Source organism: Mycobacterium sp. NPDC050853, from assembly GCF_040653875.1.
Lineage (GTDB): Bacteria > Actinomycetota > Actinomycetes > Mycobacteriales > Mycobacteriaceae > Mycobacterium.
This window is the reverse complement of record NZ_JBFAGW010000002.1, coordinates 259,091-281,547: the sequence shown is the minus strand read 5'-3', so window position 1 is coordinate 281,547 and position 22,457 is coordinate 259,091. Positions and strand designations below refer to the sequence as shown.

26 protein-coding genes and 1 tRNA gene are annotated in these 22,457 nt (G+C 61.8%); 17 read left to right on the top strand and 10 right to left on the bottom strand.

Annotation, left to right across the window (positions count from 1 at the left end; all coding sequences use genetic code 11):
- Positions 1-3 precede the first annotated feature (3 nt).
- The 7 genes from AB0H22_RS09665 to AB0H22_RS09635 are packed head-to-tail and all read left to right on the top strand — an operon-like array spanning position 4 to position 4,188.
- Entirely contained in the window at positions 4-1,149 is a 1,146-nt protein-coding gene (locus AB0H22_RS09665) for a hypothetical protein (protein WP_358146453.1), read from the top strand.
- Positions 1,150-1,164: 15 nt separating this feature from the next.
- Positions 1,165-1,563 carry a hypothetical protein gene (locus AB0H22_RS09660; protein ID WP_358146452.1) on the top strand — a complete coding sequence of 133 codons (399 nt, stop codon included), beginning with the start codon at positions 1,165-1,167 and terminating at the stop codon, positions 1,561-1,563.
- A 10-nt stretch (positions 1,564-1,573) separates the two neighbouring features.
- Positions 1,574-1,927, top strand: a complete 354-nt coding sequence (locus tag AB0H22_RS09655; protein ID WP_358146451.1) for a hypothetical protein — start codon at positions 1,574-1,576, stop codon at positions 1,925-1,927.
- Positions 1,924-2,067 carry a hypothetical protein gene (locus tag AB0H22_RS09650; RefSeq protein ID WP_358146450.1) on the top strand — a complete coding sequence of 48 codons (144 nt, stop codon included), beginning with the start codon at positions 1,924-1,926 and terminating at the stop codon, positions 2,065-2,067. The genes AB0H22_RS09655 and AB0H22_RS09650 overlap by 4 nt, the downstream gene beginning before the upstream one ends.
- The gene (locus tag AB0H22_RS09645; RefSeq protein WP_358146449.1) at positions 2,067-3,500 is read left to right on the top strand and encodes a chitinase; all 1,434 of its coding nucleotides are present in this window, start codon (positions 2,067-2,069) and stop codon (positions 3,498-3,500) included. Before AB0H22_RS09650 ends, AB0H22_RS09645 begins: the two co-directional genes overlap by 1 nt.
- Before the next feature lie 2 nt (positions 3,501-3,502).
- Positions 3,503-3,940 carry a hypothetical protein gene (locus AB0H22_RS09640; RefSeq protein WP_358146448.1) on the top strand — a complete coding sequence of 146 codons (438 nt, stop codon included), beginning with the start codon at positions 3,503-3,505 and terminating at the stop codon, positions 3,938-3,940.
- Positions 3,937-4,188, top strand: a complete 252-nt coding sequence (locus AB0H22_RS09635; protein WP_358146447.1) for a hypothetical protein — start codon at positions 3,937-3,939, stop codon at positions 4,186-4,188. The genes AB0H22_RS09640 and AB0H22_RS09635 overlap by 4 nt, the downstream gene beginning before the upstream one ends.
- 79 nt (positions 4,189-4,267) lie before the next feature.
- Here AB0H22_RS09635 and AB0H22_RS09630 read toward each other — a convergent pair whose 3' ends face one another.
- Both AB0H22_RS09630 and AB0H22_RS09625 read right to left on the bottom strand, forming a co-directional pair.
- Entirely contained in the window at positions 4,268-4,648 is a 381-nt protein-coding gene (locus tag AB0H22_RS09630) for a hypothetical protein (protein ID WP_358146708.1), read from the bottom strand.
- A 748-nt stretch (positions 4,649-5,396) separates the two neighbouring features.
- Positions 5,397-7,058, bottom strand: coding sequence for a hypothetical protein (locus AB0H22_RS09625; protein ID WP_358146446.1), 1,662 nt, complete (start codon positions 7,056-7,058; stop codon positions 5,397-5,399).
- Between the two features lie 236 nt (positions 7,059-7,294).
- Between AB0H22_RS09625 and AB0H22_RS09620 the strand changes: the two genes are divergently transcribed.
- The gene (locus AB0H22_RS09620) at positions 7,295-7,759 is read left to right on the top strand and encodes a hypothetical protein (protein WP_358146445.1); all 465 of its coding nucleotides are present in this window, start codon (positions 7,295-7,297) and stop codon (positions 7,757-7,759) included.
- Between the two features lie 93 nt (positions 7,760-7,852).
- On the opposite strand, the gene AB0H22_RS09615 is transcribed toward AB0H22_RS09620, so the two are convergent.
- Both AB0H22_RS09615 and AB0H22_RS09610 read right to left on the bottom strand, forming a co-directional pair.
- Positions 7,853-8,143, bottom strand: coding sequence for a helix-turn-helix domain-containing protein (locus tag AB0H22_RS09615; RefSeq protein WP_358146707.1), 291 nt, complete (start codon positions 8,141-8,143; stop codon positions 7,853-7,855).
- Between the two features lie 284 nt (positions 8,144-8,427).
- Positions 8,428-8,997, bottom strand: a complete 570-nt coding sequence (locus tag AB0H22_RS09610; protein ID WP_358146444.1) for a hypothetical protein — start codon at positions 8,995-8,997, stop codon at positions 8,428-8,430.
- Between the two features lie 238 nt (positions 8,998-9,235).
- Here AB0H22_RS09610 and AB0H22_RS09605 point away from each other — a divergent pair, with 238 nt between their 5' ends.
- The gene (locus AB0H22_RS09605) at positions 9,236-9,712 is read left to right on the top strand and encodes a hypothetical protein (RefSeq protein ID WP_358146443.1); all 477 of its coding nucleotides are present in this window, start codon (positions 9,236-9,238) and stop codon (positions 9,710-9,712) included.
- 26 nt (positions 9,713-9,738) lie between these two features.
- Here the strand turns inward: AB0H22_RS09605 and AB0H22_RS09600 are convergent, their stop codons facing one another.
- From AB0H22_RS09600 to AB0H22_RS09580, 5 genes are all read right to left on the bottom strand, one after another.
- Positions 9,739-10,119, bottom strand: a complete 381-nt coding sequence (locus tag AB0H22_RS09600) for a hypothetical protein (RefSeq protein WP_358146442.1) — start codon at positions 10,117-10,119, stop codon at positions 9,739-9,741.
- Between the two features lie 4 nt (positions 10,120-10,123).
- Positions 10,124-10,684, bottom strand: a complete 561-nt coding sequence (locus AB0H22_RS09595) for an LppA family lipoprotein (protein WP_358145262.1) — start codon at positions 10,682-10,684, stop codon at positions 10,124-10,126.
- An 8-nt stretch (positions 10,685-10,692) separates the two neighbouring features.
- A complete protein-coding gene (locus AB0H22_RS09590) occupies positions 10,693-12,564 on the bottom strand; it encodes an alpha/beta hydrolase (RefSeq protein ID WP_358146441.1) in 1,872 nt (623 codons plus the stop codon).
- Positions 12,565-12,601: 37 nt separating this feature from the next.
- Positions 12,602-12,958, bottom strand: a complete 357-nt coding sequence (locus AB0H22_RS09585; protein ID WP_358146440.1) for a hypothetical protein — start codon at positions 12,956-12,958, stop codon at positions 12,602-12,604.
- A 502-nt stretch (positions 12,959-13,460) separates the two neighbouring features.
- A tRNA-Lys gene (locus tag AB0H22_RS09580) sits at positions 13,461-13,536 on the bottom strand.
- A gap of 158 nt (positions 13,537-13,694) precedes the next feature.
- Between AB0H22_RS09580 and AB0H22_RS09575 the strand changes: the two genes are divergently transcribed.
- Positions 13,695-14,912: an Ig-like domain-containing protein gene (locus AB0H22_RS09575; RefSeq protein ID WP_358146439.1), complete on the top strand. Its 1,218-nt coding sequence runs from the start codon at positions 13,695-13,697 to the stop codon at positions 14,910-14,912.
- Here the strand turns inward: AB0H22_RS09575 and AB0H22_RS09570 are convergent, their stop codons facing one another.
- On the bottom strand, positions 14,913-15,800 hold the full coding sequence (locus tag AB0H22_RS09570; RefSeq protein ID WP_180751695.1) for a DivIVA domain-containing protein: 888 nt from the start codon (positions 15,798-15,800) through the stop codon (positions 14,913-14,915).
- A 670-nt stretch (positions 15,801-16,470) separates the two neighbouring features.
- On the opposite strand from AB0H22_RS09570, the gene AB0H22_RS09565 reads away from it, so the two are divergent.
- From AB0H22_RS09565 to AB0H22_RS09535, 7 genes are read left to right on the top strand one after another with little or no spacing between them, the layout of a single operon-like run.
- On the top strand, positions 16,471-16,908 hold the full coding sequence (locus AB0H22_RS09565) for a DUF2000 domain-containing protein (RefSeq protein ID WP_219603396.1): 438 nt from the start codon (positions 16,471-16,473) through the stop codon (positions 16,906-16,908).
- A 7-nt stretch (positions 16,909-16,915) separates the two neighbouring features.
- Complete coding sequence (locus AB0H22_RS09560) at positions 16,916-18,322, top strand: hypothetical protein (protein ID WP_358146438.1); 1,407 nt, start codon at positions 16,916-16,918, stop codon at positions 18,320-18,322.
- Entirely contained in the window at positions 18,322-19,293 is a 972-nt protein-coding gene (locus tag AB0H22_RS09555) for a branched-chain amino acid transaminase (protein WP_180751697.1), read from the top strand. The genes AB0H22_RS09560 and AB0H22_RS09555 overlap by 1 nt, the downstream gene beginning before the upstream one ends.
- Positions 19,290-19,937, top strand: a complete 648-nt coding sequence (locus tag AB0H22_RS09550; RefSeq protein ID WP_358146436.1) for a hypothetical protein — start codon at positions 19,290-19,292, stop codon at positions 19,935-19,937. The genes AB0H22_RS09555 and AB0H22_RS09550 overlap by 4 nt, the downstream gene beginning before the upstream one ends.
- Positions 19,937-20,281 carry a Dabb family protein gene (locus AB0H22_RS09545; protein WP_180751698.1) on the top strand — a complete coding sequence of 115 codons (345 nt, stop codon included), beginning with the start codon at positions 19,937-19,939 and terminating at the stop codon, positions 20,279-20,281. Before AB0H22_RS09550 ends, AB0H22_RS09545 begins: the two co-directional genes overlap by 1 nt.
- Positions 20,278-21,294: an ornithine cyclodeaminase family protein gene (locus tag AB0H22_RS09540; protein ID WP_358146435.1), complete on the top strand. Its 1,017-nt coding sequence runs from the start codon at positions 20,278-20,280 to the stop codon at positions 21,292-21,294. The genes AB0H22_RS09545 and AB0H22_RS09540 overlap by 4 nt, the downstream gene beginning before the upstream one ends.
- A complete protein-coding gene (locus AB0H22_RS09535; RefSeq protein WP_358146434.1) occupies positions 21,291-22,406 on the top strand; it encodes a histidinol-phosphate transaminase in 1,116 nt (371 codons plus the stop codon). Before AB0H22_RS09540 ends, AB0H22_RS09535 begins: the two co-directional genes overlap by 4 nt.
- The last annotated feature ends 51 nt before the right edge of the window (positions 22,407-22,457 follow it).

Below are 22,457 nucleotides of genomic sequence, written 5' to 3'. Positions count from 1 at the left end.
CCGATGCCCTGGTCCCCGAACCCGACCATCCCGCCAAGGCGGTCGGGCGGTAAATGGTCGCCGAACCCGGTAGTTCCGCCTAAGGCCTCTGGCGGGCGCTGGTATGCGGTCATCGGCATCAACGCCTCACTGGCGGTCATGGCTGTTGGCGAGGTCGAGCTGATCGCCATGCAGGCGCTCGGCGTTGTGCTGTCGATCCACGTGACCCGCGACCTCGCATTGCAGGCGGTGTATCAGCTAGCCGTCAATCGGTCGATCGTCGTGACCCGGAACCTGCAACTACAGGCCACGTTCCAACAGGATCTCGCGCTGGCCGTCACGATGGAACGGGCCCTGTTCCTGTCCAAGGTGATGGGCATCGACCTCGCGCGCGCCGTGGCGATGACCGGCACGGTGAACCTGGCCCGAGTCGCCCCCATCGACCTGACGCAGAACCTCACCGCGCCAAGCTCAATCAGCTTCGACAAGATCCTTCCGATTGGCCTGACGCGCACGATCACAACGTCGGCGACGTTGGTGGTCGAACGGGTGGCGAAGATCGACGCGGCGCTCTCAGTGACGACGGCGCGCGCCTGCACGATCGGATACCCACCCACCGGACTGCCTTCGAGTCCAACACCATTCACCGCTGCGGGGGCCTATGCGTACACATTCCCGCGCAACTGCGACTTCATTGACGGGATCTGCGGAGGTGCGGGGCGCGGCGGCACGTCAGGCAGTGGGGCTTTCAACGCCGGTAAGGGCGGCGCATGCGGCAACTGGGCCACGGCGACGCTCGACCGCTCCACGATCCCTGTGACGGCCACTCAGATCACCGGCACCAACGGCGCGGGCGGGACTGGCGGTGCCGCGAGTGCCATCAACAACCCGGGCGGCAACGGCGGGAACACGACCGCCACTGCCACGGGGTGGGCGGGTATCACCGCGGCTGGTGCGACGGCCGAGCGCAGTTCGGGGCAAAACGGTGAAGACCGCAGTGCAACCACATTCAACGGCTACGCCAGCGTCACCGGCACAGGCGGTACCGGCAACGGCGGCAACGCCACGGGCAACGGCGCCGGGGGCGCTGGCGGAAACGGCGGTTTCGGAGTCGGCACCAAGGGCGGCAACGGCTCGCCCGGCGCCTCGATGTTCCGCGCATACCAATAGAAGGGAAATCTAGAAATGGCTGCAGCATGGGGTATTTCGACATATCTAGTCAACAAGCTGCTTGATCACATATGCCGCAACGTGGCGTACACGCCACCAGCCACCGTGTACGCCAAGATGCACACCGGCATCGCCGGTGCGGCGGGCACAGCCAACGCGTCCTCGGTCACCACCCGATACGCGTGCTCATTCGCGGCAGCGGCATCGGGTTCTATCTCACAGTCAAACACTCCCGAGCACACGCTCGGTGCAACGGAATCGATTGCTGGGGTGAGCTTCTGGGATACGCCTGGGCCATCCGGCGGCAACTTCATGTGGTCGTCGGCGGCGACGGTGAGCAAGTCGGGCGCCTCTGGGGACATCATCCGAATCAACTCCGACACATTGGCTTTCGGGCCACTCGCAAGCGACTAGGAGAACCAACATGCCAGATCTTGATTGGGCCGTGCAATGGGTAGCGGCCACCCCAGACCCAGAGATCCTTGCCGCCAAGCCCGAGCCGCCAACCTTCGTTGAGGTCGAGTCCAGCCCGGGCGCCGAGGCTGAAAATGATGCAATCAGAGCGCAATACATCGAAGCGGTACGCGCCCATGAAGCTCTCATCGAAGCCGATCTGGCCAACCCGGAGCGGTGGCAGACCGTGCAGTCGGTGGCCGCCAATGAGGCCGAGGCTCGGCGCCTGCTGGCCGACCTGCAGCGCCTGCACGCGACGAACCCACTGGCCCGGAACTTCGAGCTAGTGACCTCGCCGCCTCGGATGTGGTCGCCGGTCCAATGACCAAGCAACTAGCCGCATATGGCGCGTTCTACACCGCAGTCGCGGCCGCCGGGTTCCTAGCCGGATGGCATGCCTCGGCATGGCTGTCTTCATTCGCGGTCGAGATCGACCCCCGTATCGAACGGAAGTACACCAAATAATGGCAGCTACACGCACCAATGTTGAGTTCGCCAAGCGGATCTTCACCGACCGCGTCGGCAATGACTATGTGTACGGCGGCAACTGGAACCCGTTCAACCTCCGCATCGGCACAGACTGCTCAGGCTTGGTCATCGATGAGCTCGACGCCGTAGCCAACGGCACCGCGATGGCGTGGTCTCGGCACGGCATGTCCACCGAAAGCTGGCGACCGATCGAAGTCGGCCAGAGCGGCACTATCTTCAACACCGTCTGCGTGGCCTCACCCAAGGACTTTCCCGCCGACGCCGCGGTGAAGATCGCCATCCATCACGGCCCGGGCGGGGGAGCCAACAGCCACATGTGGTGCGAAGTCGACGGAATCCGCATGGAATCCAACGGCTCGGACGGGTGCGTAACCGGCAGCGCCGCGCGCTCGGTGTACGACACCACCTACGCCAACGACTGGCACTACCTGCCCGGCCCCATCGTGGACGCTGCTGGCGGGGGAGGGAGCGGCGCCGGGGTGCTGGCCGAGGCCACCGGGCTCTCGCTGGCCAGGGCCACTGAGATCTTGGCGGCGGTGAGCTCGGGGCTTGGGCAGAGTCAGTGCACCAACGTCAACCGGATCGCGATGTGGCTGGCCCAGGTTGGCCACGAATCGGCCGGGTTCAGCGCCACCGCCGAACACGCCTCCGGGGATGCCTACGACACCCGCACCGACCTGGGCAACACACCAGAGGTGGACGGCGACGGGCGGCTCTACAAGGGCCGCACCTGGATCCAGATCACTGGCAAGTCCAACTACCGCCAGTTCTCGCAGTGGGCCTACAACCGCGCTCTGGCGCCGACGCCAACGTATTTCGTGGATCACCCGCTGGAGTTGTCGAACCTCGAATACGCGGGGGTCGGTGCTGCCTGGTACTGGACGGTGGCCCGCCCCGACATCAACGCACTGTGCGACAGGCGCGACTTGGTAACCGTGACCTACCGAATCAATGGCGGCGACAACGGGATTGACCTGCGCCGTGACCGATACAACCGTGCGTTCCTTCTGGGCGACCGGCTTCTGCAACTACTCACGAACGGAGACGATGAATTCATGTCCGCACTCACCGCCGACGAACAACGCGAAGTGCTCTCGCTGCTGCGCGTTCTCGCTAAGAACCCCTACCCGTCCCGGTCCCCGCTGCGCCACCTCGGCGAGGGAGACGTCGACACCATCGCCGGAATCGGCCTCAACGAGGACGGCAATGTCCACGTTCTGTCGGTCATGGCACTGGCCCGGCTGGGGGATCGCGGCGCGCTGTCGCTACTGGCCGAGGTAGCAGGCGCCGGCCCTGTCGCCTATCCGGACCGGCAGCTCGACGCAGGCCTGGCCCGCACCATCCTTGCCGATATCGAGGCCACCAATCCTGCTGTCCTGCAACAGTTCATCAACCAGAAGGGAATCTAGTCATGACCGATCAAATCCGCAAGTGGTTCTACCTGCTCAGCGCCGTACTCGCCTCGGTGGTCCCAATCCTGGTGACACTCAAAGTCATCACTGACAACCAGGGCAACCAGTGGGTCAACCTGCTCGCCACCGTGGCCGGCGTTCTCGGTGTCGCCGCACCCACGACCGCGGGCGTTATCTTGCACAAGCAGATCAAGGGCGCCGCTGGCGAACCCATCGACAAGGTGGTTACCAGCCTGCAGGACGTGCAAGCCCAACTGGACTCGACCACCCAGGCCGCCCGCGACCAGCTCGCCACCGCCACTCAGGCCGTGGCTGACACCGTCAACCGGATCCAGCAGACCATCGGAGGCCCCGCTGCGGTGGCCAGCATCGCGCTGGGACCACTGGCGGCGCAGGTCATCGAGGCGGCGGTCAAGCAAGCCGGGCCACGGGGGTGAGCCCCGAGCAGATCCAAGCTGTGGGCGTCGCTGTCGCCGCGATCCTGGGCGGCTGGCAAGCACTCACCTCACGCAAGGTGCGCGACCTCGAGACCCGACTCAAAGCCGTGGAAACCGAGCGCGACAACTACCGCTCCAAGTTCATGATCGCCGTACGACACATCCGCCAATGGATGCGATGGGCTGCCCAACACCTACCCGGCATCCCCACACCAACACTGCCACCCGAACTGGCCGACGAGGTGTAGATCCCGTCCCGGACCCCGAAACGAAACGCGCCCCCACGCCCGAAATCCTCGGAGCGGGGCGCGTTTCGGCGTTCGTGGGCTACTTCTGTGCCTCCGTGCACACCGTGAACCGACGCTGCGGGTGCTTGTAGCCGCCGGACGGGCAGCCGTCGAGACTTGTGGTATCCAGAATCACTTTTAGGGGCTTGATCCGCTTAGCCGCGGTGGTATCGGTGCAGGCAACCTTGGTCACCGGCTGGCCCAGACTGATGCAGGACGACTTGTCCCAGGCCAAGTCTAGACACGCGGTGTACTGCCCGGTGGCCTGGGAATTGTGATAGAACGACCTGTCCGTATCGCCGCATTCTTTCGGAGTGTTAACCCGCTGAACGATCCGATACGTGTTCCGTTCCGAACCACAATCGACGATAGTGAGTGAGGAATTCACCAGCTCGCCGCCCAGATTCACACACCCACCCACCGGAGCCTCTGCCTGACCATTAGCCGTCAGCGACCCCGGGGTGGGAAACTGGCCGGGAATGTTCGCAAAATCAGTCGACTCCCGATGCCCAGGCGACGATGACGGCGTCTCAGTAGGTCCGGCACAGCCGGCGACCGCCAGAACGCACACACCGGCGATAACCCCCAGCGTCGTCAACAAAAGAACTCCCCTATATCCCGGTCAACCAGCCATCAGAAAACAAACGAGCCTGAGGGCTGCAACACGAAGCCTCGTCCGCCGCCCACTCTTTCGATGCAGGCAATCAAACCACCATCCCCGACAACGCATGTCACGTTCCCATACGACACCTTCTGGCCGGGATTGAGAACCTTCCAATTATGCCTGACATCTCTACAAGCACCTTTAGAGTGGCTAATTCCGAAAGTATTAACATTCCCAAAATCACATGGCCCCGACCCTACTGAAGGAACGTCCTGAAGCCCGCTAATGGGTCCGTTGCAAAATACAATTTGATTCTGGTCATTGGGGGTCTTGGGCGCTCCAAATGAACAGTCAACCCCATCTGGAGTTGAAAAAGCTAATGTTGGCGCGCCTCTTCCTTCAGTTGATATGTAAGGTTGCGCAGGCACTTCCGCGTAGTTGTTGAGGTCAGGGAATCCCGGTGGTTCGGCGGAAGCTTTATTCGGCGGTGTACATGCTAGGGCTGCGAAGGCAAGTAACGCTGTTGTATATGTGGCTATTGAGCGCATCATCGGAAGCCTTTCTTTCATTGAACCGTGCAAGTGGTGTTGTAGACGCGCGGGTCATAGGGCACTTTCGGGTTATCGGGGTTGGCGGCTTTCCATAGCGGGTCCCAGAACTGGCTGACCCTTAGCCCCAGGCTACCTGTGCCGGTGGCAGAGTCGAGGGTTTGGCTGGTGATAGTCGGCCCGTATACCCCAGCGACTTGTTCGGGGTTTTGTACCAAGGTTTGACCAGCGAGCTTTTGGGTGAGTTCTTGGGGAGTTGACGCCAGGACAGCTTCTATGGGGCCTTTATCTCTTGATCCGACGAAGAGGAATCCGTCTTTACCCTGCTGGCCAAGGGCGATGAGTTGGCTTTCTCGGTCTCCGGGCATGAGGTTTCCGATCTTATGCCAGTTGTTGATCCAGCTATTAGGGTTTTTCGGGTCGATCGGCGAGGACTGCCACAGTTCCCGGGCGCCATCACCAGGTGTAGCGCTGGGGTTTCCGGCGAGAAGCATGGTGTTGGAGGCTGGGTCGTAAGCGCCGCTGGTTTGTGCTAGGGGTGAGTTGCCAATGATTTTGGAAGGGTTGGCCAGGTCTACGATGGCCGAATTCGGGGTCACGTAGTTCTCGTTCAGACTCCCGCCTGGATTGTGATATTGGGGCGTGCTGTAGAACGCATATTGCTTCCCTTGTGGCCCGAGAGCTGTCCCAGTCGGGATTGGCCGCTGGTCTTTGGGCAGTAATTGGCTGTTTAAGGGGTTGTCGCTGCCGTTGAGTTGGGGCGGCTTATGCAGGCTTTCCTTGGGGTCGCCGCCGATGTTGATGTTCGTGTTCGGGATTGTGGAGTCAAGGTCATCGCCGACGGCGCCTTGTGTGGGCGGCTCACAATTGATCTTCTGGTCAGAACGTGGCGGTTGTTGCTGATCCGGTGACGGCTCGGAGTCTTGCGGCCCGGCTTGTTCAGGGGCGCAGTTGCATTCGCCACCGGGACCCACTTTCCGGCTGGGCTGCTGGAACATTGACCCGACACCACCGAACGCCGAAGCCATGAAACTGAGCATCTGCTCAGCGATCCCATAGTCCTGGGCCGCCGACATACACTGCTGTTGGCGCTGTTGCTGCTGCTGATCGAGCTGCTGCGTGGTGTCGTCCTGCTTGTTCTGCGGCTGCTGATTCTGTGACGGCTGCTGTTGTTGAGGCTGCTGGCCCTGTTGGGGCTGTTGTGGCGACTGCTGCTGGGGCGCCTGGACATCAGGGTTCGGCTTCCCGGGACCCTGCGTATATCCGGGATTGGACTGGTAATCGGGGATCTGACTTCCATGTTGCGGTTGCTGATTGCCTGGCTGTTGTTGCGCGCCTTGCTGACCGCCTTGCTGAGGTGCTTGCGGGGCGCCGCTGTTATAGATGGACACACCATTGTCCTGATTCAACGGCGGTTGATTCCCGCCCTGGTAATCAGGCTGCTGCGCAGGCATTTGAGGCGGCTGGAACTGCTGGCCCCCGTCCATGCCTGGCCCGCCGGTGGGTCCGCCCGGACCCGTTGGGTCCGCAGCGGCGGTCTGGACGGTTGAGAACCCTGTGCCGGGCATCGTGTGGTCGCTGGCGATCTTCGCGCCACCGATGGCAAGGGCGGCAATAGCGACAACAGCTGACGTTCGACGCAAACCTGGCGACATGCGCCAGCGGTCACTCATAACCATCTTGGGTAGACCCTCCCGATCCTTGCTGCATGCGGCCCGCGCGTGTAGCTGTTGCGAGGATCATGACAGACCACACCGGAATATGTCTAGAGAACCGTGTTTGCTGGACCAGGCCAGAGGGCGAGCTGTAGGCACCGAGTCTGTAAGTAATCTGCTATCACCTGGCAATATGTCGAACTCGATGTCAAACGTAGGGTGGCGAACCTGGCCCTCGGCTACTTATCCGGGTTCTGGGAGTGCCTGACGAGTTCGGCGTGGTGTTGCTCGATGAGTTGATGGATTTCCTGGGCCTGGCGCCATTGCAGCTCGTCGAGTGCCCCGGGTTGGGCTTGGCGCCGCACAAGGGTGATCCGGTTGCGTACTTGTTTGGTGGCGCGGCGCTGATCGGCCAACAGCCATGCGTGGTCCCCACCGGCCAAGGCTTCCCGATACTGGCGCTGACGCTCTACTTCCTGGGCCGCCTTCCGGCGTTGGCTCTCGATGACCCCTTGCTCCTTGTTCAGCAGCCGCTGCTCAAGTTCGGCGCGAGCCTGCGCTTGGCGTGCCGCGAGCGTTTGTTCGCGCTCCACGCGCCGACGCTCGCGCGCTACGGCCTCTGCTTCGCGGCGTTCCTGCATGGTTCGCGGTACGCGTCGGCCACTGTCTGCCCAGCGCCGCCGTTCCGCCTCCGCAATCGCGGCCTCCCGCACACGCTGCGCTGAAACGCACACCTCACATCGGCACCTGGCCGCATACCCGGCAACACCATGAACCGCCATATCCCGACCACCCTACAAACCCGGTGACGAGGCCGTTCAATCCAATGCATCCGGGGCCGCACTCAGGCCCCGGCGCCAACCGGCCTTCTCGGGTGGGATAGGCACCGGGTTGCGGTTGTTGGGCCCGCCCCGCCCGCGCAGCTGAGTACCCGTCTCAACGAGGGCATCATGGACGTAGCCGTAGGAGTGGCCATTGGCAACAGCCAGGGCGCGGATACTTGCCCCAGCTTCGTAGGCCGCTTTCAACGCCGCGCGTTCCTCGGCGCGCTGCGCCCCATGTGTTTTCATCCTGTGCCTTCCCCGATCTGCTACCCGCCCTGCCTGCAAGCGTCTGACCCCAGCTAAGCTTCTCACTGCCCCCGCGCTCACCTCACCCCCCCGATGGTTCGAGCGCGGGGGCACCCTAATTGTCTTGGGCGATCAGTGTCGCTAGTTCGAGGCGATTTCGTCGCGCCGATATCGGCCCCATTATTAAGCCGAAGACGACAGCGACGATGGGCCGCTGCGTCCAATCGGGTCGGGAATCGGCTGGTGTCGCTTAGAACGTCCACAGCGTGAAGAACAGCACTGAATAGGCCAGGGCTTGCACCCACCACGGGGCGAGCGGAGGCTCATTGTTGTAGCCGCAGTGGCTGGGTTGTGGACGAGTCGTCGCTGTCGCTGTTGAGGAATGCCTGCCGTTCGCTGGCCTGGATGAGTAGTTGAGCGCGAGCGTCCAGGCGGATCGGATTGATCCACGAATAGACCCCCATCGCAGCGAAGAGGGCGACCATCACTAAATCACGAACCTTGAAATGTCCGTCCAGATTGGCCAGCATCAGCAGCACGGCATAGACAGCCATCCATCTGGTCGGCGTGCTGCCAAGATTGGGTTGCGCCAGCTGTGTGGCGGCGCGCAGTGTTGCCGGATCGGTGGGGATCGGGCCAAACAGAGGTGCATTGAACGCTTCGGCGCGACGCTCTGGTTCCACCGTACTGAGAGTCTCGTGAACGAATGCCGCCCGCTTGCGGCCAATGCGCGCGAACCACAAGCCAAGCACGGCCGAAATCGAGGTGCTCGCAACGACTTTGATGGTGGAAGGCTCGCCGTTCCAGAAACCCACCGCCAGCGCTCCGAGTGTCAGCAGGAAGTACAACGCCCAATGCGCCCACCATGGAGCAATCTCTAACCGAAGCCTCACAAGGCGAGTCTAGGCCTACAGCGAAGTACTGGGCGCATGGAATCGGTGCTGCGAAGTGGCTGGCCCAGCGTTAGCTCCGTGCCCGCACTGCCTCGGGCACGGCCCGCCACAGGGTTACGCGGCACAGTCCCACGGCACTGGTCCACCGTGGTCGACGGCGCCCCCGACTCCTCGAGCGTTCGGGGAGTTGGGCGTTTACTGTGTTCAGCAAAGAAGACCAGCTGCGGAAGGAGAGATGATGACCGACGAGATAGCCGCGGCCTATCAGGCATCCTCGGACTGGCAGACGGCCCACGGGGCTCGCGGGGTGTTTATCAACGCCGACTTCGCCCCGCAAGAAGAGGCACAGTTCTGGGTCGAGGAACTCCTCAATGGGATGGTTGCGGCGATGACTGACGCGGGAGTCGTTGTCGAGTCCGGCAACGTCCGCACCGTCGAAGGCAAGGTACTCGCCACGCTGGAAGGGCGAGACTTTATGGTCCGCGATGTTGAAGCCGAAGGCAGCAAAGCTCCTGACAGTCTGGAGCGCGTGCTCGCGCGCTTCGCCAGGATCGCGGCCGACCGCGGATGCGCTCAGCGCTGGTACTACTTCTACGACGGCGACCCTATTGGGATGGCCTACTTCGTCACGCCCGACGAACTGAAAACCGCAGCGGGCCTTGATGTGCGCGAACTAGGAACCGCCGAGCAGTGGTACGAAGCGCAACCTGACTGAGGAAACGGGAGACGTAGTGGGGGTGTCTACCGGACCGATTGCATCCACGAAGTAGGGCCGCCGCCGTCATCATCGAGGTCGTCGGGTTGGTCGCGCTGGTGCAGGAAGGTGTGCCACTCGTGCTGGATTTGGCGGTGACAGTCCTGCTCGATCTGCTCGCGCACATCAGCGGGAACGGCTTGGCCGCGATAATCAGCCAGAGCGCCAACGTGATAGTCCTCGGCGGCAAGCCAGTCCGCGATCTTCTCGGCAACCATCGCCTGATAGCGCTCCCGGAAACGCGCCTGGCCGGCGTCCTCGATCTGCTCACCGTCACCCTCGGCGACAGGAGAGGTCACGCCCGGTGGCAGTTTCCCCGTCCGCAGCACATACACGATGTCATCGGGAAGCCCCGAAAGATCCGCCAACGCACTACTTCTTCGCGGCAGGCAAACGGCAACCCGTATACCCGCCAACGCTCAGGTTGCCTGCGTAGCCGAGCCTGATATACAAACCGGCGGGGCCGTAGAACCTGGCGTCATGGTTACCGGGTTTGTCCTGAAAAACATGGGGTGTGGTGGCGCCGAGCTTAGCGGCAGCAGTTTTCGTTACCTCAAGAATCTTGGGCCAATCATCTTCTGAAACAGACACACCCGCCGCCACGGCGTTCGGCGCGTACCAGGACCGGCCATCGCTTTGGTCGTAAGGTTTGAGGTTGGAGCAGCCCGCCGTTTCCCCATTGTCTTGATTGCTCCATGTGTTGGTCGTTGCGAGCGTCTTGCTGGCTGCGGTGGTGATTGACTCGATGGTGTCTTGTAGCTGTGTTTTGGTGTCTTCCAGGGAGGGAAGGGTTTTGAGTTCTTGGAGGGCTTTGGCGGATTCGTCGGGTGGTGTGGGTTCGTAGGGGGTGTTCACGTGACATCCTGTCATTGTCAGAAAAATTATCGCGGCGATGCATCCGATTGCTTTGCGGTTCAGCATGTTTCGGGTCATGTGATGATCTACTTCTCCTGAATGGCGTTTTGGTCGCCGAGGCCGGAGATGACTGCGGCGATGTTGTAGCCGGGGGTGTAGGGCTGTCCGTTGTTGGCGGTGCGCGGGTAGTCGCTGTGCCCGGATGCTGCTTCCAGGCTACGCCCGTCGGGGGTGGTGACTGCCCCGGTTTCTAGGTGTGTGAAGTTGGGATTGGTGGCGGGATTCGGGCCAAAGTCCCCCAAGCCCATGACTTCCCGGCCGAATATCAGACCAGCGGGCACTATCGGGATCACTGGCGCCAGCGGCAGTGAGGCCAACTCGGCTAGCGGTGGCCCGTCGTAGACCCATTGGATGGGGTCATTTGGGGTTTCCATGGTGTACACGTGGCCAGGTTGCACGCCCAGTTGTGCTGGCGTGGTGGCTTCGATGCCCGGGGAGCCGTAGAAGATGGCATTGGTGATGCCGTGCGCGCCGGGCTCTTGCAGAGCGAGTCCTGTGGTCAGTGAGCCGTAGGAGTGCCCGATGGCGGTGACATCGGCGGGTGGGCCTTGGTGGGTGTTGCCCAGTCCGTCGTAGAAGCGTGCCAGGCTGCGCGCGCCGTCGCGGGCTTGGTCGTCGTGCATGACATCCCAGGCCCCGCCAGCGTTTTGGCCGCCCCCTTGTGTGTCGTTGATCTGCGGCGGGTCGTATCCAATCCACGCAATCGTCGCCACCGACTCGCCCTGATGGCCAGGGGTATTGGATAACTGCGCAAGGCTCTCGCGTCGGAGGGTTGCCGCTTCGTCGGTCATGCTGGTGATGCTGGTGGCGGTGGTGTTGATGCCGGGGGTGGTGACCGCGATGTGATCGGCGGTATCGGGGTCACCGACCGCGACGGCGACGCGGGCTTGGCGCCCGGTTTGGGTGTCCAAGACCATGAGCTTGCGATCGGGGTTATCGCGCACCGCCTTATCGATAGCCTGTAGCTCGGGCAGGTACTTGGCTCGCCCGCTCGCGTCGTCGAACTGGCGCTTCCATGCCTCGTAGTCCTGGCGGTCCTTGAAGATAGCGCCCGGATGGTTGGGTTCGGGGACGTTTCTTCCCTGCGCCCAATCCGGGTGCGCGGAGGTGAGCGCATCGACCTGCTTGCCGGCCGTACTAGCGCGGCCGAGTTCGTCAACAAGTTTGAGACGGTTGAAACGGTCCCGATCAGCAGTAGGCATGTTGTCGTTGTTCCCGATGTACTGATCACGTTGGAAGACAGTCTGCTTTTGTGCCTCGGTCAGCGAATTCCACCACTGGGCGAACGCTTTCGGATCCTTCGGCGGGATCAGCCGCGCCTCCTGCACCGCAGCCGGGGACGGAAGCAGCGCAGCCAGCTCGGTTTTGGCGTCGGTGATGGCTTTGCTGGTGTCCTCGTCGGCGGTGCCGAGTTCATCGGCGAGCTTCTGCAAACTCGCGGTGCCCGTGGCGGCCTCGTTGGCCCGTTCAGTGTGTATCGCGGCGAGCCGGTCAAGGATGGCTTCATTGCCCGCCGCGAGGGTTTTGGCCAGCTCGTATGGGAATTTGTCGGTGACTGTCCAGTCCTCGGACACAGCGAAACTGTCGGCCTCAAACCCTTGCCCGTCAGCTTTGAGTTTGTCGATCATCGGCCCCATCGCGTTTTTGCCGTTGTCGTAGGCCTGGGCCAGCTTGTTGTAGCCGTCCTCGACAGCCTTGCGATCCTGCACGTATTCACGGTCCCCGCGATCGGTACACGCAGAGGCGGTATCGCCCTTCCAGTCCAGCTCATGGACCGCACCACGGACCTTGTCGGCCTGCTCCATCACCTTGGTGCCCACACCACGGGTTCCGGTGGCCATATCCCCCAACGGGGACACATCGAGCTTGTAGACCACACTCTTTTTCGGACGCCCCACCCCATCAACCCTTCACGATCATCAGTTTCGTGGTTGATCAGGCCGGCGTGGCCGAGTTCAGATCACCCATCGACGTAAACGACTTACCCACGATTCCGGTCAACGTCTGCGCCCGCGTCGAGGGCTCCAACGTCGCGGACACCAGCATGAACGCGAAGACCGCGCCCTCGATCAACTGGGCCATCTTGTCGTAGCGGCCCCCGATCACACCCAACGAGTCAGTGACCGCCTGCTGCACACCGGCCAACGCCGTCGCGGTCGCCAACCCCGACAACCCCGCCGTAGCCCCCGAAGCATCCGGCGAAGAAATCCCCGCCACCACCGACTTGGCGCCCGCGATCTTGGCCGCCCCCGCACGCACATTCTCAGGAGAAACCGCCAAAACCGGAGCCACAACCCACCCCTTCTCCGCCCCCACTCGGGCGCGAAACAGAATCGAGTGATACAGCCCACCCGATGTTGACAACAAAGGTAGTAGGCAAATTCACTGCCGTCCAGTGAACGGCGCAATCGCCGCTAAATCTGAACACGGCACACGCTGCTGCTGGCGGCCGCGACCCACACCCAGCGGCAACGTCGACACGCTTGGGGCGAGCTGCTTGAACGGCACGCGCCCGCTAACGCTCGCAGCTGCACAAGATGCCCGCCGCGCGGGCGCTTTGACAGTGTCAAGGAACTTCGTAAAAGCCCATGAAAACTCGCTCATTTTCATTGACAGTCGCGGCCTCAGGACCGGTATTTCCCCCGCTCGCAGCATATTTGAGCCGGGTTCAATCCCGGCATCCCTTGTCTCGAAACGAAAACCGCCCCGGTGCCCATAGGCGGGACCGGGGCGGTTCTCTTGAGCTTTGGCGGGAGTGTAGGCGGGACCAATTTCCAGCCTAACTACTCCTACCTGGTGCGCCGTCAGGGGCTCGAACCCCGGACCCGCTGATTAAGAGTCAGCTGCTCTACCAACTGAGCTAACGGCGCGTTAACGTGCGTGGAAGACCTTAGCAGCCTCGGTGCCCGTAACGAAAATTCTAATCCGCGCGATAGCCCGGTCACGTTGATTGAGGTCGTCGCCGACCATCGCGAAGCCGTACAATCATCGCTGAACTTGATGCATAAAGATTCAAAGGGAGCAAAGCATGACCCAGGGTCGTCCACGCCTGCTGGTTGGCGCGCGCCGGCGGTGGACAGCTGCGCTTGCTCTCTCTGTCGTGGCAACCGCTGTACTGGTCGGATGTGCGGGCACTGCGCCCCAGGAACCATCGAAAGTCATTGACAAGGCAACGCCTTACGCCGATCTGCTGGTGCCCAAGTTGGCGATGTCGGTTAAGGACGGAGCCGTCGGTGTGCCAGTTGATGCGCCGGTGACCGTGAGCGCCGGCGAGGGTGTGCTCGGAACCGTCACCATGGTCAACTCCGATGGCAAAGAGATTGCCGGCGAAGTCGGCCCCGACGGTGTGACCTGGTCGACCATCGAACCGCTCGGTTACGACAAGCAGTACACGCTCACCGCGGACGCCCGGGGCCTCGGCGGTGTGGCCCGCGCCAACGCGACTTTCCGCACCCACTCGCCGGACAACATGACGATGCCGTATGTCGTGCCCGGCGACGGTGAGGTGGTCGGGATCGGTCAGACCGTCGCCATCCGGTTCGACGAGAGCATTCCGAATCGGGCCGCGGCCGAGAAGGCCATCAAGATCACCACCAACCCGCCTGTCGAGGGTGCGTTCTACTGGTTGAACAACCGCGAAGTGCGTTGGCGCCCAGAGGCGTTCTGGGAGCCGGGAACATCGGTCGACGTGAAGGTCAACACCTACGGGGTGGACCTGGGCAGCGGCGTCTTCGGGCAGGACAACGTGACGTCCCGTTTTTCCGTTGGCGACGCGATCATCAGCCGCGTGGATGACAACAACAAGGTCGTCAACGTCGAGCGCAACGGCGAGATCATCAAAACGATGCCGACCTCGATGGGTAAGGACAAGGCGCCCACCAATAACGGTACCTACATCATCGGCGAGCGGTTCAAGGATCTGATCATGGACTCATCGACCTATGGTGTCGCGGTCAACTCGCCCGACGGGTACCGCACCAAGGTGCAGTACGCCACCCAGATGTCCTACAGCGGGATCTATGTTCATGCCGCGCCGTGGTCCGTTGGAGCGCAGGGTCGCACCAACACCAGTCACGGCTGCCTGAATGTCAGCACTGCGAACGCAAAGTGGTTCTACGAGAACACCAAACGCGGCGACCTCGTGATCGTCTCCAACACCGTGGGGCCGGTGCTTTCCGGCACCGAGGGTCTGGGCGACTGGAACATCCCGTGGTCACAGTGGAAAGCCGGAAACGCGCGGCTATAACTACCCCTCGATGACCTTCTGATCCAGGACTCGCTTGGACGGCACCATGATGATCGACTTCGAGTTGTCGCGATCGCGGTACGCCGACTCCAAGATCGACGGGATGCTTTCGAGCTTGCCGTGCACGCTCATCAGCTGTTCAAGGATCGAGATCCGCTGCTGGCCAACCTCTTCCACGGAGCGACGGGCCTGCTCCAGGCGACGTTCGATCTGCTCGTCGGCTAGCCGCAGGCGGCGATCTGCCTCGTCCCTGGCATCGGTCAGCCGCTTCTCGCACTCGGCCTGGATGCTGCGCCGCTGCTCGTCGACGGCCGACTGGGTCTCGGTGCGCAGCTTGGTCAGCTCCTCGTCCAACTCCGTCTCTGCCTTGTCGCGCCGCTTGTTCTCGGCGGCGCGCAGCCGCTCAGACTCGCTTACCGCCTGGGCGACAATCTGATTGGCTTCCTCACGGGCCCGCGCCATGACCTCGGTGTACTCGGTCTCCAGGGCGCTTTGCCGTGCCGCCATATCGGCGAGCATTTCCTTGTGCTTGGTGCGCATGGCTTCGGCATCGGACTTGGCGGAGGCGACCAGGGCGGCCGACTCGGTGCGCGCCTCGCTCTGCATCTCAGAGACCTCGTCGACGGCGATGCGGAGCATCTTGGCCATCCGGTCAGTCATCGCGTGTGCTGACGGTGAGGTGTCGCTGAGAGTAGACACCTCGCCCTTCAGTGAGGTGATCTGATTGGTGGAGTCCTCGAGTCGGCTCTTCAGCGTCTCGACATCGTTCAGCCCCGACTGGTGCATGATCGTCAGCCGACTGATGTACTCGTTGACCTCAATCGGGTCGTACCCGTTGCGGGTACGGGTGAAGTTCCGAGTGGACTCATTGGTGGTGGTCGCGGTCACGGGTACCCCTTGAAAACAGGTATGGAAGTAGTGGGAAGGCGTTAGCCCGCGAAGAGTATTACACGCGTGCCCACTTCACGTATAGCAGTGTTGGTAAATAGTGGTGCGCTGCGTTGCCAGATTACCCACCTCTGACATGCCTGGTCATAGCGCTGATATTGGTCGGCGTGTTCAAGAGTGATCAGGGCCAGCATGATGGATACGGATTCGCCACTACTGGCAGGGTTTACGGGTTGAATTTGCTAGCTATTTCTGGCAGAGATCACTGTGGACGCATGAGGTCGGTACCGTCTGGTTTGCCATAGACACGGTTTCAGAACGTGCGGCCTATAGAGGGCGTTTCCTGAAACCGATCTTGATTGCGCGAGGCCGGGTAGCGATGACGGGAAAAGCCTGATCGCGGTGTGATCGCCGGTCAAACGAAAACGTCGTCTACCTCGGTAGATGGCGTTCCTGTTGGTTGGGTGATGGTTCGATTTCCACGACCCGGGGCGTCAACGGGTCCTTGTCCACCACCGCACAGACCGAACGCGAAATCGCGTTCTGGCCCACGCCGCCCGGCGGGATCGTGGTTCGCGATGATCGGAGGGCGTTACCGCATTCGAGTAGCCAATTGTGATATTGCACACATGCTGTCGCTGTACACTCGAACCGCTGAAAGGAGCTCCTAGTGCGAGAGCCGGGCATGGCGTTCATTGCAGCGATTCACAAGTCGGTTGTTCTCGTGGACGAAGAGCTCCCCATCGGCCTTTCAGCCAACGCGGTCAGCGTGATCGGAGTCTCGATGGGTCGCGCTTTGGATGGACTAGTCGGTCCGCCACTGGAGAGTCGGGACGGGCACCGGTACCCGGGGGTGGTGCTCGCGCCACTACCGATCCTGGTAGCCCCGCAGATGGAGTTACGCGCAAAATATCTTCGCGCTGCCGACGATCCGGACATGATCGTCTTTCCGTTCAGCAACTTGGCGCAGTCCTGCAAGACCTACGACGAGTACGAGGCGCTCCTTTCGGCCGCTGACAGCGCTGAGATCCCGCTGTCAGCCGTAGGAATCGTCGGGCCACGCAAGAGCGTGAATAAGTTGGCCGGAAGCTTCTCGCTATTGAAGTAGGAGCGGAATGTACGCCTTCTTTCACCCAGAACTCGCAGCAGTAGCGACGCAGGTGTACGACGAACAACTCCGCTACGAGACCGGTGGGTACTCCACCACGTCCGTCGCGGCAGTTCAGCGCGACCGATTGAAATCCGTTCTCGAGTATGCCCATTCGAATTCGACGTTCTACTCGCGTCGCCTGGACGCTTTCGTCGCCGCTCACCCCAACGGATTCGAATTGGCGGACGTTGACCATATTCCCTTCACCACCAAGGACGACCTGCGGATGGCTCGGCACGATATCGCGTCGCAGCCGCTTGAAAAGGCCTGGGTGTACTACGAGACCACAGGAACAACCGGGCCTGCGACGCCCTGCCCGCGCAATGAGATCGACTCGATCGTCAACAACACGGCGCTCATCCTCCGCTATCGGGAGGTGCTGGCGCAGCATGGCGACGTACACATCATCGGCATCATGGGGCCAACCGAACTCCATTCCACGGGGGATACCTTCGAGGACGTCTTCCGGGCGCTCGGGCACACAGTCGTAAAAATGTGGCCACGATCTCCGTTGGTTGGCATCGAGCGCGCGTTGAACCTGATTGAAGATTTAGGGATCACCGCATTGGTGTGTACGCCCGGCGTTGCTGTTGAACTGGCCCGACACCTGATTCGCGCAGGCGAAAGCCCGGCCAAGTTGCGGTTGAAATGTTTGTTCGCCCTCGGCGAGCTGATAACACCGCAACTGCTGGCCAACCTCGGAACAATATGGAACACAACGATATACAACTGTATGTATGCCTCCCAGGAGGCGTCCATCCTGGCAGTGGTTTGTGCTGACGGTAAGCAACGCACGGTCCCGCTGAACAACTACTACGAGCTGATCGACCCGGATACGACTCGCCACATCGAAGTGCCTCTCGACGGCAGCGATGCCAGAGGTGAGTTGGTCGTGACCAATCTCTATCGCGGGCAAAAGCCGCTCATCCGATACCGCACCGGGGACATGGTCGTCGCCAGCGCGACCGGCGACGGTGGCTGGGTGATCGAGCCCGTCGGTCGGGTTCGCGACACGGTAGAGCTCTGCGGCCGAAAGTTCACGGCCTACGAGATCGAAGCTTCGATCTTCGAGCACCTCAATGGCTGCTTGGACTATCAGATCAGCGTGACGGACGGGGAAGGGGGAGAGTTCTTAGACATCGTGATCGAAATCCCTTATGCCAAAGATGATTCGCAGGTCGAACTGCTCGCGCGTCATGTCGAACTCCGCCTCGGTGTGCGCACGACGGTACGACGGGGTGAGACCGACGCACTGACCGGTACGGCCGCGATGGTCAGCTGGAAGGCCGCCCGGTTCCACGATCGCCGATCAACCGGCGTTGACGACGAACGTATTGTCGCGCAACGCCTTGCAGCGAGTCGGCGACAGTGATGCAACGCCTCGACGGGGTGCCGGGCCTGGTCTGCTTCAACGGGCAGCTGATCCCGCGAGACGATGCGCGCATTTCGATCACCAACCAAGCCTTCAACTATGGAACCGGCGTATTCGAGGGAATTCGCGCATATACAAACCACACCCGGTCGGCGCTGAACGTGTTCCGGCTGGAAGACCACATGAATCGTCTCAAGCGGTCGGCGAAGTTGATGCGGCTCGATCTCGATCTGTCGGCCGAGGAAATGTCCACGCTCGTCATCGATCTGCTGACTGCCAACGATGCGCAACATGACACCTACGTGCGTCCGATCGTGTTCAAGTCGGCCCTACTTCCGGGAGTGGGCTTCGGGGTCCGGCTGAGCGGTGTGAGTACCGAGTTCGCGATAACGATGATTCCGATGGGCAGCTACACCAACCCGGCCGGACTGCGGTGCGCGATCAGTACATGGCGCCGTGTGCCGGACGGCGCGCTGCCCGCCTGCGCCAAGATCACCGGCAGCTACGCGAACAACGCACTTGCCATGGAAGACGCCCAATCGGCGGGTCTCGATGACGCACTGCTCCTCAACATGCGGGGCACCCTATCCGAGGCGACCACCTCGAACGTGTTCGTCGTTGTGGGTGGGCGGCTGGTCACACCACCAGTTACCGCGGACATCCTCCCCGGGATCACACGACAAACGGTCATCGAACTGGCCGCGCAAGAACTCGATATGCCCACCCACGAAAGGGAGGTGCGACTCTCCGATCTCTACGACGCTGACGAATGTTTTCTGACCGGCACCGGCGTGGAGGTCGCGCCGGTGATCGAGATCGGCCACCGACCAATCGGTGCCGGCGTTATCGGCCCCATAACCGACGCCGTCCGCGGCGTCTATCGGGACGCAGTTCGGGGCGCACTACCCAAATATCGACATTGGATTACTTCCGCTGCAAGCCTGGCGGATCGACGATTGGTGCAGTCATGAACACGACGGTGCAAGTACCCCACATCCTCGACATAGCTCTGACACCCGGCGAGGCGATGTCAATCGCGACACTCGGACCGGCCGGGACAAGTAGTGAGGCAAGCGCTCAGCATCTGTTGGACTGGGCAGCGCAAGACCACAATGCCCGCGGCGGACCGGTCCAACTTTTTTCGACGTACGAACATGCCAAGGAAGCTGTGCTGACCGCAAGCGCAACGCACTTGCTCGTAGCGAATGCGTATCGGGAAATCAGCAAGTTTTACATGGATCCGAAGTTGAAAATTGCGGCAGCTTATCGCTTCAATACCCCGAATTACGGACTCGCCAAATGCCGCGGTGCGCAGATCCCCTCCCGCATTGTCGTCGCCACCCACCCATCGCCGATTCCGCTGATCGAAGAGCTGCTGCCGGCGGATATAACTGTCTCTGTCGTAGTCCCCATGTCGTCCACCAGCGCCGCAGCCGCCGCCGTCGACGGCAATGAAGTGGACGTGGCATTGACCACCGATATCGCCGCGGAGATCTACGACCTGGAGTTCATTTCGAGGACGAGGCCCATCGAAATGTTGTGGACCGTCTTCCGTCTGACCCATAACAGCGTGGAACCGCCACTGGAATCCGCGCACGCGGTGAAGGATGGCTAATGATTCGTCACATCGTGCTGTTCAAACTTCACCCGGCGGTGACTTGGGACGAATCGAGAACCAAGCTGGCTATGGAGTATGCAAACCGCGTCGGTGACGAAGTGCCGGAATTGATGAGCTGGTATGCGGGCCGCAACATTTCGCATCGCCCTGTGGCTTACGACTTCGTCGTGATGGGCATGGTCCGAGACCAACATGATCTGGACCGCTACCTCGTGCATCCGTTCCACCAGAAAGCCATCGAGCGCTGGCGCGAGATCAGCGATTGGGTCATTGCAGATCTGGTCGAGGAGGACGCCGTCACTCTCGTGCGAAACGGCAGAAGTCAGGGAGCCCGGCAATGAACAGCAATGCACTGCACGCGGTCGCTGCTCCACGGTTTCTCGACTACGCCGCCGTAAGGGAAGCCCTGCCGATGGCGGTGGCGATCGACCTGATGGCAGAGGCGATGCGCAGGTACAGCTCAGGTCTGATCACTCAGCCGCTGCGTACCATCGTGCGGCCGGAGACCGAGACGGGACTTCTCGGAGCCATGCCGTGCCATGTCGGCGGCGATGACTTCGCCGGTTTCGGGCTCAAGGTGATGGTGCTCAAACCAGAAAATCCGTCCCGCGGGCTGCCGCTGCATGTCGGTGTCGTGATGGTGTTCGACCCGCAAACCGGGTCACCGTCGGCCGTCATGGACGCAGGTGCGATCACAGAAATTCGGACCGCTGCGGTATCGGCGGTCGCCACCCGTGCCCTGTCCAGACCTAACAGCGGTGATCTCGCGATTTTGGGTGCCGGTGTTCAGGCCCGCAGCCATCTTGAGGCAATCTCGGCAGTGCGTTCGTTGCGACGGGTCCGGATCTGGAACCGGACGCTGGAGCACGCGGTCGAGTATCGGGATTGGGCCTCCACGTGGTTGGGCACACCGGTCGAGATCATGGCCGATCCGGCCGGCGCACTCGATGGAGCAGACCTCATCTGCACGACTATGGCAACCAAAGAGGCCGTCGTCCAGGCTGATTGGCTGAGTACGGGTGCGCACGTCAACGCCGTGGGTGGATCCTTCGCCGATGCCAGGGAGTTCACCTCGGAGGCCGTTGCGCGAACGACCATATTTGTCGACAGTCGAGAATCGGCGCTCGCAGAATCGGGCGATCTGCGGAATCCGCTGCAGGAAGGGCTGATACAGCCCACCGATCTGGTAGCGGAGCTGGGCGAGGTGCTGCTTGGAAAGCATCCCGGCCGAACGAGCGACAGCGAGATCACTTTCTTCAAATCCCTCGGCCTCGCCGTGGAGGACATCATGTCAGGGCTCTACGTTGCCCAAGTCTTGGACAGGTCGAGCGCGGGTACCGGCGACCGACCGTGAAGGTGTCGACGGAGCGGGACGAGCAGGCCGGCATCCGCGGCGCGTGGGAGGGGCCGGTACCACGCGCGGCATTGCAGACCGTGCCCCTCTATGTGCCGAAGCCGCCGCAACCGCGCGTCGGAGCGGAGTCGCATCGGCTGTTCCTCAATGAGAATCCCTATCCGCCGCTGCCGTCCGTGACGGCGGTGATTGCCGGCGCCGCGGTCGAGGTCAACAGGTATCCGGAGATTGCGCCCACACAGCTCGTCGCGCGCCTCGCGGAACACCTCGATGTCCCTGAATGTCACGTCGTCACCGGGCCCGGCACGATGGGAATCTACCAACAAATTGCTCAGGCAATGCTCCGTCCGGGTGACGAAATCATCTATGCCTGGCCATCTTTCGAGGCCTATCCGATTGTTACCAACGTCGCGGGCTGTGTGGCACGCGAGGTGCCGCTGCGCGACTGCGCGCATGACCTCACCGCAATGGCGGCACAGGTCACCATGCGAACCCGAGCGGTGTTTGTCTGCAACCCGAACAATCCCACGGGAACCATCGTCTCGGGGAACGACCTCGACGCGTTTATCGCAGACCTTCCGAAGACCGTGTTGGTGGTGATCGACGAGGCATATGCCGAATTTGTACCGAATCATCGAGGCCCTTCGGGGGTTGACCTCTATCGCAAACATCAGAATGTCGTCGTGCTGAGAACCTTTTCGAAAGCCTATGGACTCGCGGGACTACGCGTGGGGTACGGGCTGGCACATGAGCTACTCGCCGACGCCTTCCGGAAATGTGCCGTGCCGTGTGGCGTGAGCTCCATCGCGGTCGCCGCCGCTCTGAAATCACTGACACTTGAGGATGAATTGTTCGAGCGCGTGCGGAAGATCTCCCTGGAACGTGACCGACTATGGAAAGTCCTCGGTGTACTGGGAATCGACATACCACCGAGCGGCGCGAACTTCCTGTGGTTGGGCGTCGGGTCCGCAGCTGCAACGCTCAGCGCGCAACTCGAGGCGGAAGGCGTCATGGCGCGACTGATATCCGGCCACGGAATCAGGTTGACGGTGGGAAACGAGCACAGCAACTCCCACGTCGAGCAGGTACTCACGACGATAATGGCCGCCTAGATAGCCAGGTGCAGCGGACGGCTTGTCGCTTGGTTTGCCTGGGTGTACGAG